This is a genomic window from Microbacterium sp., from assembly GCF_044340635.1.
GTDB lineage: Bacteria > Actinomycetota > Actinomycetes > Actinomycetales > Microbacteriaceae > Microbacterium.
Map to the genome: position 1 here is coordinate 154,632 of NZ_JBIITF010000004.1, position 17,066 is coordinate 171,697.

The 17,066-nt window shown below is 70.0% G+C and carries 13 protein-coding genes; 4 read left to right on the plus strand and 9 right to left on the minus strand.

Going from position 1 to position 17,066, the window contains the following annotated elements; genetic code table 11:
• Positions 1 to 31: 31 nt before the first annotated feature.
• Complete coding sequence (locus ACIQ0W_RS05465; RefSeq protein ID WP_396641778.1) at positions 32 to 868, minus strand: aldo/keto reductase; 837 nt, start codon at positions 866 to 868, stop codon at positions 32 to 34.
• A gap of 136 nt (positions 869 to 1,004) precedes the next feature.
• On the minus strand, positions 1,005 to 2,333 hold the full coding sequence (locus ACIQ0W_RS05470; protein WP_396641779.1) for a hypothetical protein: 1,329 nt from the start codon (positions 2,331 to 2,333) through the stop codon (positions 1,005 to 1,007).
• A 94-nt stretch (positions 2,334 to 2,427) separates the two neighbouring features.
• On the opposite strand from ACIQ0W_RS05470, the gene hrpA reads away from it, so the two are divergent.
• Positions 2,428 to 6,549 (plus strand): ATP-dependent RNA helicase HrpA, encoded by a 4,122-nt coding sequence (gene hrpA / locus ACIQ0W_RS05475; RefSeq protein ID WP_396641780.1) that lies wholly within the window; start codon positions 2,428 to 2,430, stop codon positions 6,547 to 6,549.
• Between the two features lie 180 nt (positions 6,550 to 6,729).
• Entirely contained in the window at positions 6,730 to 7,671 is a 942-nt protein-coding gene (locus ACIQ0W_RS05480; RefSeq protein WP_396641781.1) for an NADP-dependent oxidoreductase, read from the plus strand.
• Between the two features lie 2 nt (positions 7,672 to 7,673).
• Here the strand turns inward: ACIQ0W_RS05480 and ACIQ0W_RS05485 are convergent, their stop codons facing one another.
• The gene (locus ACIQ0W_RS05485; RefSeq protein ID WP_396641782.1) at positions 7,674 to 8,516 is read right to left on the minus strand and encodes a sulfurtransferase; all 843 of its coding nucleotides are present in this window, start codon (positions 8,514 to 8,516) and stop codon (positions 7,674 to 7,676) included.
• Between the two features lie 127 nt (positions 8,517 to 8,643).
• Between ACIQ0W_RS05485 and ACIQ0W_RS05490 the strand changes: the two genes are divergently transcribed.
• Positions 8,644 to 9,627 (plus strand): Gfo/Idh/MocA family protein, encoded by a 984-nt coding sequence (locus ACIQ0W_RS05490; protein ID WP_396641783.1) that lies wholly within the window; start codon positions 8,644 to 8,646, stop codon positions 9,625 to 9,627.
• A gap of 1 nt (position 9,628) precedes the next feature.
• Positions 9,629 to 10,504, plus strand: a complete 876-nt coding sequence (locus ACIQ0W_RS05495) for an NYN domain-containing protein (protein WP_396641784.1) — start codon at positions 9,629 to 9,631, stop codon at positions 10,502 to 10,504.
• A gap of 31 nt (positions 10,505 to 10,535) precedes the next feature.
• Here the strand turns inward: ACIQ0W_RS05495 and ACIQ0W_RS05500 are convergent, their stop codons facing one another.
• From ACIQ0W_RS05500 to ACIQ0W_RS05525, 6 genes are all read right to left on the minus strand, one after another.
• Positions 10,536 to 10,949 carry a hypothetical protein gene (locus ACIQ0W_RS05500; protein ID WP_396641785.1) on the minus strand — a complete coding sequence of 138 codons (414 nt, stop codon included), beginning with the start codon at positions 10,947 to 10,949 and terminating at the stop codon, positions 10,536 to 10,538.
• Between the two features lie 53 nt (positions 10,950 to 11,002).
• Positions 11,003 to 12,025: a 1-aminocyclopropane-1-carboxylate deaminase gene (locus tag ACIQ0W_RS05505; protein WP_396641786.1), complete on the minus strand. Its 1,023-nt coding sequence runs from the start codon at positions 12,023 to 12,025 to the stop codon at positions 11,003 to 11,005.
• Between the two features lie 79 nt (positions 12,026 to 12,104).
• Complete coding sequence (locus ACIQ0W_RS05510) at positions 12,105 to 13,151, minus strand: cupin domain-containing protein (protein ID WP_396641787.1); 1,047 nt, start codon at positions 13,149 to 13,151, stop codon at positions 12,105 to 12,107.
• Entirely contained in the window at positions 13,148 to 13,618 is a 471-nt protein-coding gene (locus tag ACIQ0W_RS05515; protein ID WP_396641788.1) for a hypothetical protein, read from the minus strand. Before ACIQ0W_RS05515 ends, ACIQ0W_RS05510 begins: the two co-directional genes overlap by 4 nt.
• Before the next feature lie 112 nt (positions 13,619 to 13,730).
• On the minus strand, positions 13,731 to 14,348 hold the full coding sequence (locus ACIQ0W_RS05520; protein WP_396641789.1) for a GyrI-like domain-containing protein: 618 nt from the start codon (positions 14,346 to 14,348) through the stop codon (positions 13,731 to 13,733).
• Positions 14,349 to 14,454: 106 nt separating this feature from the next.
• Positions 14,455 to 17,019 carry an ATP-dependent Clp protease ATP-binding subunit gene (locus ACIQ0W_RS05525; RefSeq protein WP_396641790.1) on the minus strand — a complete coding sequence of 855 codons (2,565 nt, stop codon included), beginning with the start codon at positions 17,017 to 17,019 and terminating at the stop codon, positions 14,455 to 14,457.
• Positions 17,020 to 17,066 lie beyond the last annotated feature (47 nt).

Consider the following 17,066-nt stretch of genomic DNA (forward strand, 5'->3'; position numbering starts at 1 on the left):
CGGCTCGCCATCACGAATGACTCGACGCTGACTAGTTGACGTCGTTCGGGTGTGCGCTCACGCGACCCGATCCATCGCCCGGGTCCAGCGCGTTGATCGCGGCCATCTCGGCATCCGAAAGCGCGAAGTCGAAGATGTCGGCGTTCTCGCGCAGCCGCTCGGATCGCACCGACTTCGGGAAGACGATGAAGCCCTTCTGGACGTGCCAGCGCAGCACGACCTGGGCCGGGGTCTTCTCGTGGGCGACGGATGCCTCGTGCACCGGTGCGAGTCCGAACAGGTCGTACTTGCCCTGGCCGAGCGGCCCCCATGCCTCGATGTGCATGTCGTTCTGCTCACCCCACGCGACGATGTCGCGCTGCTGGTGTGCCGGGTGCAGCTCGATCTGGTTCACGGCCGGCACCTCGCCCGTTTCGGCGACGATGCGGTCGAGGTGCGCGATCTCGAAGTTCGAGACGCCGATGCTTCGGGTCAACCCGGCGTCGCGCAGCTCGATGAGCTTCGCCCACGCGTGGACGTAGTTGTCGGCGGCCGGGGTGGGCCAGTGCACGAGGTAGAGGTCGACGTGATCGAGTCCGAGCTTGTCGAGGCTCTCGCGGATCGCGGCGTTCGGCTCGTCGCCGTCGTGGCGGTCGTTCCAGAGCTTGGTGGTGATGAAGAGCTCGTCACGCGGGATGCCGCTGCCCGCGATGGCTGCACCGACACCCTCTTCGTTGCCGTAGATCGCGGCGGTGTCGATGTGGCGGTAGCCGATGGACAGGGCCTCCGAGACCGCTCGCTGGGTGTCGCCCGCGGGAACCTTGAAGACGCCGTAGCCGAGCTGCGGGATGTCGTGGCCGGACCGGAGAGTGAGGGTGGGAATCGTCATCGTCCCAGCCTAGGGAGCGCACGAGCGCCGGGCACGGGGTTGACGGGGAATGGCAAGAGCCCTACCGCGGACCGAGCGGAACGGGTCTACCGCGGACCGAGCGGAACGGGTCTACCGCGGACCGAGCGGAACGGGTCTACCGCGGACCGAGCGGAAGCGGTGCGCGCAGGCCGTAGATGTGCAGTGCGCCGGGCCCGCCCGCGAAGAATGTGTCGAGCGTCGGCGGGGCTGTGACCGGCACCACGGTGACCAGGTCGTCAGCGAACCGGGCGAGCTCGGCATCCGAGGCGCTCGGCGAACGTCCGTCGTCGCCGACCGCCGCGCTCACGACGCCCGCGAGCTGGGTGTGCGCGCGGTACCGCGGGTTGGCCGGGTCGACGTAGTTGCCGTAGGCGCTCCGTACCCCGAAGACCGATCCGGAGCCCGCGGGCAGGATGCTGTCGCCGACCGCAAGCTGACCGTCGACGTTGAAGGCGTAGCCGCCCGCGGTCGACGCGATCGATCCGGGCGCGAGGGTCGCACCGCACGAGGGGACGATCTGCAGGTCGATCCCGTCATCTCCCCTCGGCCAGCGCGTGCGCGACATCGCGCCCCGCAAACGGGCATCAGCGTGATCGAGACAGATCTCGACCGCGATGTCGGTGGCGGGTCCATCCGTCGTCCCGAGCCGCAGGATCGCGTGGGCATCGAACGGGTCGCGCTTGAGGTCGCCCGCCGACAGATCGACATAGGGGTGTGCCGACATCTGCTCGGTCACGACGTCGTCGCGACCGGTGACGTCCCAGAGCACGAGGTCCTCGGCGGAGTCGAAGACCTTGTCTGTCGTGGCGGTGTGCGCGGCGAACGTCGCCCCTGCGGAGCCGAGCGGGGTGGCGCTCACGATCAGCGCGCGGTTGCGTACCTGGACGACCGGATGCGCGTGGCCCCACTGCAGGTAGTCGTCGATCATGTCGAAGACCTTCGCCGCGTCGTCAGCCGCCGCCTGACGGTACCGGTGCGCGAGGTCGGCGACGACGCCGTTCCGCACCGTCGTCGTGGCGCGCGAGAACACCTCGCGCGGGTCATCCGCCGCCGCGGTGACCGCGGTGCCGAAGACGAAGACCCAGTTCGGGTACTCGTCCGGCGGGAACTCCGCGGCCAAACGCTCGAGGATGTGGTCGACCGGGTCGGGCGCGCCGGTCGCGTGCAGATACGGGCCCTGGGGCCCGTGCCAGAAGAACTCGGGGGCGACGAAGACGTTCAGCACATCGGTCTCGCCCTCCGGCAGCGCATCGCGGGCCGCGTGGACGGCCGCGCGCATGACCGAGAGCCTGCCCCCGACATCCGCCGCCACATCGCCGAGACCGAGGTACGTGCCGCCCATCGCGGACCCGCGGTCGGGGTTGCCGAGGGGCACGATCATCGCCGGGGCGGTCGGGATCGCGTAGCCGATAAAGCGCACGTGTGCGAAACCCTCCGAGCCCATGCGGTCATCCTAGGGTCGCGGGCGTAGACAGCCCGGGATCCACGGCCCACGACCTACGGCTGACCATGGCGCGCGCGTCATACGATAGAGGGCTATGCCCGCGCCCGTCCCCGTGATCTCGTTCCCGCCGGAGCTGCCCGTCAGCGCCGCCCGGGAAGAGATCGCGCGCGCCATCGAGGGCAACCAGGTCGTGATCGTCGCCGGTGCCACCGGGTCGGGCAAGACGACGCAGTTGCCGAAGATCTGCCTCGAACTCGGCCGCACCCGCATCGCCCACACGCAGCCGCGGCGGCTCGCGGCGCGGACGATCGCCGAGCGCATCGCCGAAGAGCTCGAGGTGCCCCTCGGCACCCTCGTCGGATACAAGGTGCGGTTCACCGACAACGTGTCCGACCAGACCCTCGTCGCGCTGATGACCGACGGCATCCTGCTGAACGAGATCCACCGCGACCGGTTGCTGCGCCGCTACGACACCATCATCATCGACGAGGCTCACGAGCGCAGCCTCAACATCGACTTCCTGCTGGGGTACCTGACGCGGATCCTGCCGGAGCGCCCCGACCTCAAGATCATCGTCACGTCGGCGACCATCGACCCGCAGAGTTTCGCCGCGCACTTCGCGGATGCCGCGGGCACACCTGCCCCGATCGTCGAGGTGTCGGGGCGGACGTTCCCCGTCGACATCCGGTACCGCCCTTTGGTGGGCGAGGCGGACATCCCGAAGGATCGATCGGGCCGAGCGGGCGCGGAACGGGCCGACGAGGCGACGTCAGCCCCATCGCACCTCCGAGATGTTCGGGGCGGGGAGGTCCCTTCGACAAGCTCAGGGACCGAACACGGCTCACCCACGGTCCCTGAGCCTGTCGAAGGAACCAGCCGCGCCCCGGTCGACGAGCGTGCGTACGACGTCGACGTCGACGAGGTCGCCGGGATCGTCGCGGCGCTGCGCGAACTCGACCGCGAGGCACCGGGCGACGTGCTGGTGTTCCTGCCGGGCGAGGCCGAGATCCGAGATGCCGCCGATGCCGTCCGGGGCGCCTACGCGCAGGGCGCGGCCCCCACCGAGGTACTCCCGCTGTTCGGACGGCTGTCATCGGCAGACCAGCACCGCGTCTTCGAGCCCTCGCGGGTCGCGGGCGTGCGGCGCCGGGTGGTGCTGGCGACCAACGTCGCCGAGACGAGCCTCACGGTGCCCGGCATCCGTTACGTGATCGACGTCGGCACGGCCCGAATGTCGCGCTACAGCAATCGCGCGAAGGTGCAGCGGCTGCCGATCGAGGCCGTGTCGCAGGCGTCGGCGCAGCAGCGTTCCGGCCGCGCCGGACGTACGAGCCCCGGCATCGCAATCCGCCTGTACGCCGCGGACGACTTCGCCAAGCGCCCCGAGTTCACCGAACCCGAGATCCTCCGCACGAGCCTGGCCTCGGTCATCCTGCAGATGCTCTCGCTCGGCTTCGGCGACATCGAGGCCTTCCCGTTCCTCACCCCGCCGGACTCCCGCGGCGTCAAGGCCGCACTCGACTTGCTCGGCGAGCTCGGCGCCGTGGAACCCGGGCGAGGCGCCCCGCGCCTCACGCGCATCGGGCGCGACATCGCGCGGATGCCGATCGACCCCCGCTTCGCCCGCATGCTGATCGAGGCGCAGCGCACCGGCGCCATTCACGAGGTCCTGCCGATCGTCGCGGGCATGTCCATCCAGGATGTCCGCGAGCGCCCCGAAGAGCGCCGCGAAGAGGCAGACCGGTTGCACGCGCGCTTCGCCGATCCGACGAGCGACTTCCTCGCGCTGCTCAACCTCTGGAATCACCTGCAGGAGGCGCAGCGCGAGAACGGATCGAGCGCGTTCCGGCGCCTGTGCCGCGCCGAGCACCTCAACTATGTCCGCGTGCGGGAGTGGTTCGACGTGCACCGGCAGATCCGCAGCCTCGTCCCCGCGCAGAAGCGCCCGCGCGAGGGTGCCCGTTCCGACCGCGCCGGTTCCACCGCCGACGAGCAGGCCCTCGACCCCGCCGCGATCCACCGCGCGATCCTCGCGGGTCTGCTCTCACACATCGGCCTGATCGACGAGCGCGCCGCGCAGAAGGGCGCCGCCCCAGCCCGCCCCGCACCGGCCTCGGAGTATCTCGGAGCCCGAGGCATCCGATTCGCCATCTTCCCCGGCTCGGGGCTCCGCAAGGCCCGACCGAAGGCGGTCATGGCCGCCGAGCTGGTCGAGACCTCACGTCTCTACGCCCGCACGGTCGCCGCGATCGATCCCGCCTGGGCCGAGCCCCTCGCGGGTGATCTGGCGAAGCGCCAGGTCAGCGAGCCGCACTGGTCGAAGGATGCCGGGGCCGCCGTCGCGTTCGAGAAGGTCACGCTCTTCGGGGTCGAGATCATCCCCCGCCGTCGGGTGCAGTTCGCTCGCATCGACCGCGCTGGCGCACGGGAGCTCTTCGTCCGCCACGCCCTGGTCGAGGGCGAATGGGATCCGTCGACGATCGACAAGCGCCTGACGAGTTTCGCGCGCGCGAACGACGAGCTGCGCCGCCGCCTCGAGCGGGTCGAAGAGCGCGAGCGTCGGCGCGACATCCTCGCCGGCGACGAGGCCGTTTTCGCGTTCTACGACGCGCGCATTCCGCGGGAGGTCTTCGACGTCCGGTCCTTCGAGAACTGGTGGCGTGAGGCATCCGCTCACACGCCCAAACTTCTCACGATGCGCGAGCAGGATCTGCTCGAGGGCGAGGCGCGATCGGATGCGGCGGACTTCCCGACCCGTTGGACCCAGGGCGATCAGACCCTCACCCTCGCCTACCGGTTCGAGCCGGGTGCACCCGATGACGGGGTCGCGGTGATCGTGCCCCTGGCGCTCCTCGCGAGCGTCCGCCCGGATGGCTTCGACTGGCAGGTTCCCGGGCTGCGACCGGATCTCGTGACGGCGCTGCTGCGAGCGCTGCCGAAGTCCATCCGGCGACACGTCGTGCCCGCGGCGGACTGGGCCGCAAGATTCGCCGAAGACCTGGCCGGCGCCGGCCCCGAGAACCACGCGGGTCTTCCCCCGACGTCTCTCGCCACGGCGCTGGCGAAGCTCGTGCAGCGGGTCGCCAACCAGCCCGTGACGGTCGATGACTTCGAAATGGACCGGGTTCCCGCGCACCTGCGTCCGACTTTCCGTGTCGTGGACGAGCGTGGACGCACGGTCGGGTCGGGGCGCGACCTGCGCGAGTTGCAGGAGACCCTGTCGGGCCGTGCGCGCGAGAGCGTCGCGACCCGTCTCGCGGCCCCGCCATCGACGGGGAAGCCTCGGCGTGGCGCGGGTCCGGCCGCGCTGGTCGATCCGTCGCCGAGCACCGGCGCCTCCGTCCGCGAGCGCGAGGGAATCACCACCTGGGACCTCGGTGACCTACCGTCCGTCGTCGATACGCGTGTCGCGGGAGGTGTCGTCCGCGGCTATCCGACACTCGTCGATGACGGCGCGAGTGTTTCGCTCCGCATCGAGACGACCCCGGATGCCGCCGAGCGAACCTTGCGGGTCGGCATCCGCCGACTCGTGCTGCTCGCCGTGCCCTCGCCCGTTTCGTACGTGCAGGAGCACTTGACCGCGAACGAGAAGCTCGCCCTCGCCGCCTCGCCGTACGCCTCGGCGAAGGCGCTGATCGAGGATTGCCGTGCGGCGGCTGCGGACACGCTGATCGGCACGGTGGCGCCGACCGGCGTGGTCCGCAGCGCTGAGGACTTCGCGCGCGTGCGCGATGCGGTCTCGGCCGGGATCGTCGACGCGATGTTCGCCGCCGTATCGCTGACCGCCCGCATCCTGTTGGCCGCGCGCAACGTCGACAAGGCCCTTCGCGGGCAGAACGCCATGACCCTGCTGGGTGCTCTCGGCGATGTGCGCGCGCAGGTCGCGGGCCTGATCTATCCGGGATTCGTGCTGCAGACCGGCACCGCCCGTCTGCCCCATCTGCTCCGGTATCTCGAGGGCGCGCGCCTGCGACTCGAGGAGCTCGCCGACACCCCGGGTCGCGATCGCCAGCGAATGACCGAGTTCGAACGGGCTGCCGCCCTGTACGCCGAAGCGGGTGGGACGATCCCGGTGAGCCCGGATGCCTCGCCGGCCCTCGTCCACACCCGCTGGTTGCTCGAGGAGTACCGCGTCAGCCTGTTCGCGCAGCGCCTGGGCACTGCGGAGCCCGTCTCGCTCCCCCGCATCACGAAGGCCCTGCGAGAGGGCTCCTGACCGTCAGGCCCGCCTGAACCCCGCCGCGGCAAGAAGTGGGGCATGTCGAGTGCTGTGGGGCACGACAGAACCTGCCCCACAGCATTCAACCCGCCCCGGTTCGAAACGGGCGGGCCCCGCGCGACGCGAGGTCTACGCTCGAGACAGATCGCCATCCCCGACGAGGAAGAACGCATCACCATGACCCGCGCTATCGTCTACACCGAGTTCGGCGGCCCCGAGGTTCTCGCGGTCACCGAGGCCCCGACCCCCGAACTGCGTCCCGCCCACCTGATCGTCCGGGTCGAGGCCGCGGGCGTCAACCCGATCGACGCCAAGTTGCGCGCGGGCAGGCGCGGCGCCGCGCCTCTCGAATCTCCGAGGCACATCGGCCGCGACGGCGCCGGCGTGGTCGTCGCCGTCGGCGATGATGTGCAGGGCTTCCGGGTCGGCGACCCTGTGGCCTTCCGCGAGACGTCCGGCACCTACGCGAGCGAGGTGCGGGTCGCCGCGCACAACGCGATTCCCCGCCCGCCCTCGGTCTCGGCCGCCGCGGGTGCCGGCATCGGCATCCCGGTGGGAACGGCGTACCAGGTGCTCCGCTCGCTCGATGTGGGCGCGGGCGACACCCTTCTGCTGCACGCGGGATCCGGATCCGTCGGCCAGGCCGCCATCCAGTACGCCCGGCTCTGGGGAGCCACCGTCATCGCGACCGCGAGCGAGCGCCGTTTCGACCGCGTGCGCGAACTCGGTGCCACCCCGGTGGCCTACGGGTCGGGCCTGCTCGAGCGCGTTCGCGAGGCGGCACCTCAGGGCATCACGGTCGCGTTCGATGCCGCAGGAACGGATGAGGCCCTCGAGACATCCCTCGAACTCGTTGCCGACCGCAACCGCATCGGCACGATCGTGCGAGGACGGGATGCCGCGGACTACGGCCTGCGTGCCTTCTCGGGCGGAAGCTCGGTTCCGCTGACCGACACCGAACTCGGGTGGCGCGCCGAAGCATTCCCCACCACGATGGCGCTGCTCGCCGCGGGCGTGTTCTCGATCGAGGCGGGCCCCTCGTTCTCGCTCGAGAACGCGGCCGAGGCACACCGCGCGATCGAAAGCGGTGTCGACGGCAAGATCGTCATCGTCCCGTAGTGCTAACCCGGATTCGGCCTCGTGACGACGGGACGCTCCGGGTGATTCGACCACTGACTCCACGATCCCGGGTACAGGGTGGGCGCGAGACCCGCGATCCGCAGGGCGACGAACGCGTGCGATGCCGTCACTCCCGATCCGCAGGACACGGCGACGGGCGACGCGTCGTCGACGCCGGCCTCCGCGAAGCGGGCGCGCAAGGCCTCGGGCCCCAGGAATCGTCCGTCCGCGTCGACATTGCCCGTCGTCGGCACGTTGATCGAGCCCGGGATGTGGCCAGCCCGGGGGTCGATCGGCTCGACATCGCCGCGATAGCGTTCGGGCGCACGGACGTCGAGCAGGGCACCGGATGCCGCGAGCTCCGCGGCCTCGTCGATCGAGACCTGAGCGAGCTGCCCCGCCACAAGGCTCACGGACCCGGGCTTAGGCACGGCGTCTCCTTCGTCGAGCGGCAGCCCGGCGTCGGTCCAGGCCCGCAGCGATCCGTCGAGGATCCGCACGTCCTCGACACCCGCATCGGTGAGCACCCACCACGCCCGCGCCGCAGAGAGCGACTTCAGGTCGTCGTAGACGACCACGGTGTCACCGTCGTTGATCCCCCATCGACGCGCCGCGGCCTGCAATGCCGAGACGTCCGGAAGCGGGTGACGCCCGTCCGTCGGTTCACCGTGCGCCGCCAGGTCGTCGTCGAGACTGACGTACACGGCCCCCGGAATGTGCCCCGCGAGGTATTCGGGGCGCCCGTCCGGTCGATCCAGGCGCCACCGCACGTCGAGCACGCGCACGGGCGCACCCGCGGCGATCAGGGCGGCGAGGGCGTCGGGGGTGATGAGGATGTCGGACATGGTTCTCCCGTCTACAGCTCCAGGGTAGGTCGCGGCGCCCGGGCCCCGCTCGTGCCATCCGCGCGAAGACTCGAGCACCGCGCGATACCCCCCGCGGCACGTCCCACCCCGCGGGTAGGCTCGGGGCATGAGTGGACTGCGCTGGGGAATCCTCGCGACGGGCGGCATCGCCCGCACCTTCACCCACGACCTGCACGTCGCGGGCCGAGAGATCGTCGCGGTCGGGTCGCGATCGGATGTCTCGGCGCGGGCGTTCGCCGAAGAGTTCGGCATCCCCCACGCGCACGGTTCGTACGAGGCCCTCCTCGCCGACCCGGACGTGGACATCGTCTACGTCGCGACGCCGCATCCGTCGCACGCAGAGAACGCGCTCGCGGTCATCGCCGCAGGCAAGCACGTGCTGGTCGAGAAGCCGTTCACCCTGAACGCCGCCGAGGCCGCCGCCGTCCGCGACGCCGCGGCCGCGCGCGGCGTGCTCGTGCTCGAGGCGATGTGGACGCGCTATCTGCCCCACATGGTGCGGATCCGCGAACTGATGGCCGAGGGCGCGATCGGTGAGGTGCGGGCCGTCTTCGCCGACCACACCCAGCAGATCTCCGATGACCCGGGTCACCGCCTGAACGCGCTCGAGCTCGGCGGCGGCGCGCTGCTCGACCTCGGGATCTATCCCGTTTCGTTCGCCTGGGACATCCTGGGGCACCCCGAAACGATCGTCGCGTCGGCTCGCAAGAGCGAGACCGGCGCCGACACCGAGATCGCGACGATCTTCACCCACGCATCCGGAGCGATCTCGACCACGATCACGTCGTCGCGCGCGGCCGGGCCCAACACGGCGCACATCGTGGGCACCGAGGGTCGAATCGACGTCGATCGCACCTGGTACAACGCGACGTCGTTCCGGCTGACCGGACCCGACGGCACGCTGCGCGAACACTACGTCTCGCACGTGCAGGGTCGCGGCATGCAGTATCAGGCCCTCGCGGCCGAGCGACTCGTCGCCGAAGGCAATCTTGTCGGCGACCTCCTGACGATCGATGAGACGGTGGACATCATGGCGACACTCGACGAGATCCGGGGCCAGATCGGCCTCGTCTACCCGGGCGAGGCCTGACGTGGCCGAGGACGGCCGCGTCGCGGTCTATCTCGACTTCGACAACATCGTCATTTCCTGGTACGACCGCGTGCACGGACGCAATGCCTACGGGCGCGACCGCCAGCGGATCGCCGAGAACCCGGCCGAGCCCGAGATCGCGGAACGCCTCAGCCAGGCCGTCATCGACGTGGGCGCGATCATCGACTACGCGGCATCGTTCGGCACGCTCGTGTTGACCCGCGCCTACGCCGACTGGTCCTCACCGGTCAATGCCGTCTACCGCAGCCAGCTCGTGGCACGCGCCGTCGACCTCGTCCAGCTCTTCCCCGCCGCGGCATATGCCAAGAACGGCGCCGACATCCGCCTCGCGGTCGATGCGGTGGAGGACATGTTCCGACTCCCCGACCTCACGCACGTCGTGATCGTCGCGGGCGACTCCGACTACGTACCTCTGGCCCAGCGCTGCAAGCGGCTCGGCCGCTTCGTCGTCGGGGTCGGCGTCGCGGGGTCCACGGCCAAGTCGCTCGCGGCGGCGTGCGACCAGTTCGACGCCTACGACGCCCTGCCGGGCGTCTCCGCCCCGAGCGGCAAGGCGCAGCAGAAACAGGATGCCCCGGCATCCGATGCTCCCGTGCGTCAGCGCCGCCGCACCGCGAAAGACCCTTCGGCCGACCTGCTCGAGCGCGCCCTGCGCCTCGAGCACGAACGCACGGACGCCGACTGGATGCACAGCTCGGTGATCAAGAACCTGATCAAGCGGATGGATCCCTCGTTCAGCGAGAAGGGGCTCGGTTTCAAGTCTTTCTCGGACTTCATCAAGGCGCACCCCACGATCGTCGAGATGAACGAGACCGACAACATCCGCCTCGTGCGCCTGGTTCCCGACAAGCGCTGACCGCCGCGGTCACTGAGCCTGTCGAAGTGACCTACCGCGCCCGGGTCGACCAGAACGCCCACGCCACGAGGGCGGGCTGGAAGAACAGCCGCACGAGCCGCTTGCGGTCGGTGTCGAGACCGAACCCGTCGCGCTTCTTGGCGTACTGCTCGACGTTGCCCGGGAGCACCGCGACGAAGAACGCCGCGAGCAGCAGGCCGATGCGCGACCTCTCTTTCGGCAGGGCGATCAGGGCCGCCCCGAGCATGATTTCGACGGCTCCGGATGCCACGACCACGGCATCCTTGTCGAGAGGAGTGCGCTCGGTCGTCCAGTCCGGAACCTGCGCCTGGAACTCCGTGCGCGCCCAGAACAGGTGCGAGATTCCGGCGAAGGCGAGCGCGCCGCCCAGTGCCCAGCGAGCGATCGTGCGCGGGGGCGAGGATGCGATGTGGGTTGCGACCATCCCCTCAGTCAACACCCGGCACGCGGTCAGTGGTACCGGTCAGTGGCGCCGGGTCAGTGGTACCGGCCGCTGTACGCGTTCAGCGCGGGCTGGCCGCCGAGGTGCGCATACAGAACGTTCGCGTCGCGCGGGATCTCGCCCGAGGACACGAGGTCGATGAGTCCCGCCATCGACTTGCCCTCGTACACCGGGTCGATGATGACGCCCTCGAGGCTGCCCGTCAGGCGCATGGCCTCGTCCGTCGACGCGACCGGGATGCCGTAGTAGTCCCCCGCCCACCCCTCGAGGACGGTGATCTCGTCGTCGCGCAGGTCCCGGCCGACGCCGATCATGTCGGCCGTGCGCCGCGCGATCCGGGCGACCTGATCGCGCGTCTCGTCGATCTTGGCGGACGCGTCGATGCCGATCACCCGACGCTCGCGGCCGCCGAAGTTCTCGACCAGGTCGGCGAAGCCCGCGATCATGCCGGCGTGGGTCGAGCCCGTGACGCTGCAGACGACGATCGTGTCGAAGAAGACGCCGAGTTCGGCCTCTTGAGCGGCGACCTCGTGCGCCCAGTTGGCGAAGCCGAGTCCGCCGAGCGGGTGATCCGACGCCCCCGCCGGGATCGCATAGGGCGTGCCGCCGGATGCCTCGACGTCCGCGATCGCCTGCTTCCACGAGTCCTTGAACCCGATGCCGAAGCCCGAGGCATCCAGTCGCACGTCCGCACCCATCAGGCGCGAGAGCATGATGTTGCCGACCCGGTCGTTCACGGAATCGGGCCAGTCCACCCAGTTCTCCTGCACGAGGACGGCCTTCATGCCCAGGTGCGCGGCGACCGCGGCGACCTGCCGGGTGTGGTTGGACTGCACGCCCCCGATCGACACGAGCGTGTCGGCGCCCTGCGCGATCGCGTCGGGAATGAGGTATTCGAGCTTGCGCACCTTGTTGCCGCCATACGCGAGGCCGCTCGAGACGTCCTCGCGCTTCGCCCACACCCGCGCGCCGCCGAGGTGATCGCTCAAGCGGTTGAGCGGATGCACGGGGCTCGGCCCGAAGGTGAGCGGATGACGCGGGAAGTCGCTGAGCGGCATGGTTCTCCAGAAGGTCGGGAATGCAACATATTACACATTGGATGAGGAGCCCCTCGCCCGGACGTGGGGCCGCGGCGGGTCAGACCGGGTCGGTCGGGTTCACCTTTTCGACCAGCAGCGGATCGACCGGGGTGAACGGGAATGCGGGCAGCTGATCGACCGCGACACCGAAGGCGGCGGCCAGCACGGGGCGGGAGAACGCCGACACGGACTCGCGATAGCCGATGTCGCCGGGCGTCGGCTGATCGAAGAAGATCAGGAAGTGGATCTCGTCGTCCCCGATCACCTCGATCTGATGCGGGTACGCGGGCGGGACGAAGTAGCAATCGCCCGGCTCGAGCAGGTACGTGTCGACGGTGCCGTCGGGGTCGAGGATCGACATCCGCGCGCGTCCCTGGTGCACGTAGCCCATCTCGGCGGTGCCGGGGTGCCAGTGCGGTTCGCGCATCCCGTCGTCGCGGATGGTCAGCGAGTACATCGACATGCTCGCCAGAGCGGGCCAGTACTGGCTGCGCGCGAGCTTGACTGCGGCGAACGGATGCCGCAGCGGTGCCTCTTGCGACGCGATGTCGAACTTGTGCGGGTTGCCGTAGCCTGCCGTGTCCGGGACCACCGGCGGGCCCTCCCGACGGACGATGTCGCGAGAGGTCGTGTCGCGGGGCAGGGCTGCGAAGTCCGACGCCGGGAGCCCGTAGGTGTTGCCCAGCACAGCATTCGACATCTCGCCGAACGCCGCGCGCAGCGAGAAGTCCTCGGGCGCCTCGTTCGAGAAGGCCACCACGATCTCGGCCTCGGCGTCGCCGATGTTCTCGATGTGATGCAGGGCCCCGGAGGGGATCGTGAACATCTGCCCCGCCGTGATCGTGAACGCCGAGAAGACGCTGCCGTTCTCGACGATCGACACCAGGACGGACCCCGCGAGGCAGTAGCCGAGCTCGTCGGCGTTGGCGTGCCAGTGCGGCTCACGGACGCTGCCGGGCGCCAGCACGAGCCGCTTGATGGAGAGCCGTCTCAGGATCGGGAAGTCATCGACGGTCAGGCGACGGATACTGCCGAGGTCGCTGTCGTGCTGGGCCTCGGCGGTGCGGAGGGAGCGGACGTGTCGGGAGGATGCGGTGGTGCTCATCTGCGGCCTTTCTGCGAGCGCGGGGACGGTCGGGACGGCGATGGGGAGGAGGGTGAGGGTGTGCTCCAGAGCGCCCAGGCGACGAGCGCGGGCTGCAGCAGCAGCCGGATGAATCGGGCACGATCTGTGCGCATGAGGGGTGCCGGGCGGCGGGTCCGCCACTGGTGGACGTTGCCCGGGAACACAGCGACGAAGAAGGCCGCGACGACCGCACCGATGCGGCGGCGCTCGCGCGGCAGGACGACGAGTGCGGCACCGAGCATCACCTCGACGACCCCGGAGCCGATCACGATCGCGTCTTTGTCGAGCCGCAGCATCCGGGTGGCCCACTCCGGCACGACGATGCGGTACCCGCGACGCCCCCAGGTGAGGTGCGACACCCCCGCGCCGATCAACAGGGCCGCGAGCGCCCCGCGCCCGACCGTACGTGCGATCCCCGCGGGGTCTGTCGATGCGCGTTCCACCACGTGCTCAGTGTTCCACGACGGCGGCCGTCGAGGCACCGCGCGAACGGTCGCGACACGCCGCTCGCGCCGATCGCACACGGCGAGTCGCGACCGTTCGATCGAGGCGTCTAGCTCAGCCGACCCGCTCGACGGGCTGCCGCAGGATCGTCCGGAGCTTCTCGGGCGCCGTGCGGCGGGGATCGCCGAGGTAGATCTCGTGGTGGCTCCCGGTCATCCGCAGGCCGTGGCCGGGGATGAAGTCGTCATGCATCGCCTCCAGCACGGGCCCCTCCGCGTCGTAGGGCCCGACGTGCAACGTCTGGACGCAGAGCCCCTCGTCGAGGGCCTCCACCCGGAGCGCGTCGATCACGGGCGCCGCGCCCTTCGCCCGCACCCGCTGCACGGCGACCTCGACATGGGCGTCGTCGATCCAGTCGGGCACGAGGATCATCGCGGTCCAGCGCCAGCGGGTCTTGTCCCGCGCGAGGGTGAAGGCGGCCATGTCGTCCGACCACCAGAGAGCCTCGAGCGGCATGACGACGTAGTCGCGGTCGAGCTCGCGCTTGCTCAGGAACTTGAGGGCATACGCGACCGGATACAGGGTGGTCAACGCATCCGCGTACGCCTGCGCCGTGTTCGGGTCGCCCGCGCCGTCGACCGCGAGGTAGCGCAGGGGCGGAACCGTCACGATCTCGAAGCTGCCGCGCGTCGCGCCGTACGCCGCCAGCTGCTTCTTCAGGTCGACCTTCATGTCGCGAGAAGCCCTTCATCTCACGAGAAGCGTAGCCAGACCGACGCCGGATACGCCACGTGCCGGCACGGATGTTTTCCGTGCCGGCACGTGCGTTCGGTTGGCGTTATGCCGCCTGGGCGAGGGCGAGGCTCGTCACCGCGAGCTCGCCGCCCGAGGCATCCACGCTCACCGCTCCCCCGTCGCTCAGGGCGCCCGAGACGAACAGGTCCGCGATGCGGTCGTCGACCTCGCGCTGGATGAGGCGGCGGAGCGGCCGCGCCCCGTACTCCGGCTCGTACCCGTGCTCGGCGAGCCAGTCGATGGCGGCGCTCGAGACCTCGAACGACACCTCGCGAGCGGTCAGGCGGCGCTCGGTCGCACCCAGCATCAGGCTCACGATCTCGCGCAGCTGGGCCTTCTCGAGCTTGCGGAACAGCACGATCTCATCGATCCGGTTCAAGAACTCCGGTCGCATCGCCTCACGGAGCTTTCCCATCACCCGATCGCGCAGGTCCTTCTCGCTTCCGAATCCGGTCGATCCGCCGCCGTCGGCGATGAAGCCGATGGCGCCCGACCGCGATGCGAGGAACTCGGACCCGATGTTCGAGGTCATGACGATCACCGTGTTGCGGAAGTCGACCGTGCGCCCCTGACCGTCCGTCAGGCGACCGTCGTCCAGCACCTGCAGCAGCAGATTGAAGACATCCGGATGCGCCTTCTCGATCTCATCGAACAGCACCACCGCGTAGGGGTTCCGCCGCACGCGCTCGGTCAGCTGACCCGCCTCGTCGTAGCCGACGTATCCGGGAGGGGCACCGACCAGGCGCGACACCGTGTGGCGCTCGCCGAACTCGCTCATGTCGAAGCGGATCACGGCGGACTCGTCATCAAAGATCGACGAGGCGAGCGCCTTGGCCAGCTCGGTCTTTCCGACACCCGTGGGCCCCAGGAAGAGGAACGATCCGATCGGTCGGTGCGCGTCGCCCATGCCCGTGCGGTTGCGCCGCACCGCCTTCGCAACGGCCTCGACCGCGCCATCCTGTCCGATCACACGCCCGTGCAGCTCGCCCTCCAACTCGGCGAGGCGCTCGCGCTCGGTCTCGGTCAGACGGTTCACCGGGATGCCGGTGGCCCGGCTGATCACGGCCGCGATCTGCGCCTCGTCCACGACGGCGTCGGTGCTGGCACCCGCCCTCGTGCGCGACGTGGCCTCGTCGATGCGCTGCTGCACCTCGGCGATGGCGTCACGGATGCGGGAGGCCTCCTCGTAGTGCTCGGCCGACACAGCGGCGTTCTTGTCGGCCTCGAGCTCCGCGAGCCGCTCGATGAGGGCGCTCACGTCGACCGTCACGCCGAGCCGCAGGCGCAGTCGCGCCCCGGCCTGGTCGATCAGGTCGATCGCCTTGTCCGGCAGCACGCGCTCGGTCAGATACCGGTCGCTCAGCTCAACGGCCGCACGCAGTGCGTCGTCGGTGTACTCCACGGCGTGATGCTCGGCATAGGCCGGGCGGAGTCCGCGCAGGATCAGCACGGAGTCCTCGATGGAGGGTTCACCGACGCGCACAGGCTGGAAGCGGCGCTCCAGGGCCGGGTCCTTCTCGATCGTCCGGTACTCCTTGAGCGTTGTCGCGCCGACCAGGTGGACGTCGCCGCGCGCGAGACGGGGCTTGAGGATGTTGCCCGCGTCCATCGCGCCCTCGCCGCCCCCTCCGGCGCCGACCAGGGTGTGCACCTCATCGATGAAGACGATCACCTCGCCCTTCCGGGCCGAGATCTCGTCCATCGTCTGGGTCAGCCGCTCCTCGAAGTCGCCGCGGTAGCGCGTGCCCGAGAGCATGGCGGGCAGGTCGAGCGAGATGACGCGCTTGTCGCGCAACTGCTCCGGGACCCCGCCGTCGACGATCGCCTGGGCCAGGCCCTCGACGATCGCGGTCTTGCCGACCCCCGCCTCGCCGACCAGCACCGGGTTGTTCTTGGTGCGACGGCTGAGGATCTCGATGGTCTGCTCGATCTCGTCGACACGACCGATCACGGGGTCTAGCTGGCCCGCGCGGGCGCGCTCGGTGAGGTCCGTCCCGAACTTCTCGAGCATCGGGGACTGAGTCTCGGTCTCGGCCTGTTCGGTGCGCGTCTCGCCCATCGGTCCGACGGTTTCGCGGGCCCCCTGGGTGAGGGCTTCGGCGGTTACCCCGGCTTCGGCGAGGACCTGCCCGGCAGGGGCATCCTGCGCCAGAACGAGCGCGAAGAAGAGGTGCTCGGGGTCGACGTAGGTGGACCCGGATGACCGCGCCACCTGGAAGGCGTGGAAGAGCGAGCGCTGGACGGACGACGTGATGACGGCGCTGTCGACCGACGCGGGATCACCCGCGGCGGGCAGGCGCCCCTCGGCCGCGCGCACGATCGCCGACGCACTGGCACCGACGCGCTCCACGGCCTCGCGAGCCGGGGACTCGTCCACGATCACGCGAAGGATGTGCAGGGCGTCGAGCTCGCGCTGTCCGCGCTCGAGGGCGTACCGTCCCGCGCGCTGCAGGATGTCCTGCGTGCGCGCGCTGAGGAATCGCGCGAGGTCGATCGACCGCTCCGCGCGAGCGCGCTCACCCGCCATGTAGCGGGAGAGGAATTCGTCGAAAGCACCGGCACCGCTGTCGAAGCCGTCGCTGTTCGGGGGTGTGACGTCGTTGGGCACGAGGCCTCCTGATCAACATGAGTCTTGAGCACTCAACTTTAGGAGTT

What these genes read in the sequence shown, in the direction of transcription:
- ACIQ0W_RS05505 (WP_396641786.1), bottom strand. Translation starts at nt 12,025, where the DNA reads ATGCCGCTCAGCGACTTCCCGCGTCATCCGCTCACCTTCGGGCCGAGC.
- ACIQ0W_RS05490 (WP_396641783.1), top strand. Translation starts at nt 8,644, where the DNA reads ATGAGTGGACTGCGCTGGGGAATCCTCGCGACGGGCGGCATCGCCCGC.
- hrpA (WP_396641780.1), top strand. Translation starts at nt 2,428, where the DNA reads ATGCCCGCGCCCGTCCCCGTGATCTCGTTCCCGCCGGAGCTGCCCGTC.
- ACIQ0W_RS05465 (WP_396641778.1), bottom strand. Translation starts at nt 868, where the DNA reads ATGACGATTCCCACCCTCACTCTCCGGTCCGGCCACGACATCCCGCAG.
- ACIQ0W_RS05480 (WP_396641781.1), top strand. Translation starts at nt 6,730, where the DNA reads ATGACCCGCGCTATCGTCTACACCGAGTTCGGCGGCCCCGAGGTTCTC.
- ACIQ0W_RS05470 (WP_396641779.1), bottom strand. Translation starts at nt 2,333, where the DNA reads ATGGGCTCGGAGGGTTTCGCACACGTGCGCTTTATCGGCTACGCGATC.
- ACIQ0W_RS05510 (WP_396641787.1), bottom strand. Translation starts at nt 13,151, where the DNA reads ATGAGCACCACCGCATCCTCCCGACACGTCCGCTCCCTCCGCACCGCC.
- ACIQ0W_RS05485 (WP_396641782.1), bottom strand. Translation starts at nt 8,516, where the DNA reads ATGTCCGACATCCTCATCACCCCCGACGCCCTCGCCGCCCTGATCGCC.
- ACIQ0W_RS05520 (WP_396641789.1), bottom strand. Translation starts at nt 14,348, where the DNA reads ATGAAGGTCGACCTGAAGAAGCAGCTGGCGGCGTACGGCGCGACGCGC.
- ACIQ0W_RS05500 (WP_396641785.1), bottom strand. Translation starts at nt 10,949, where the DNA reads ATGGTCGCAACCCACATCGCATCCTCGCCCCCGCGCACGATCGCTCGC.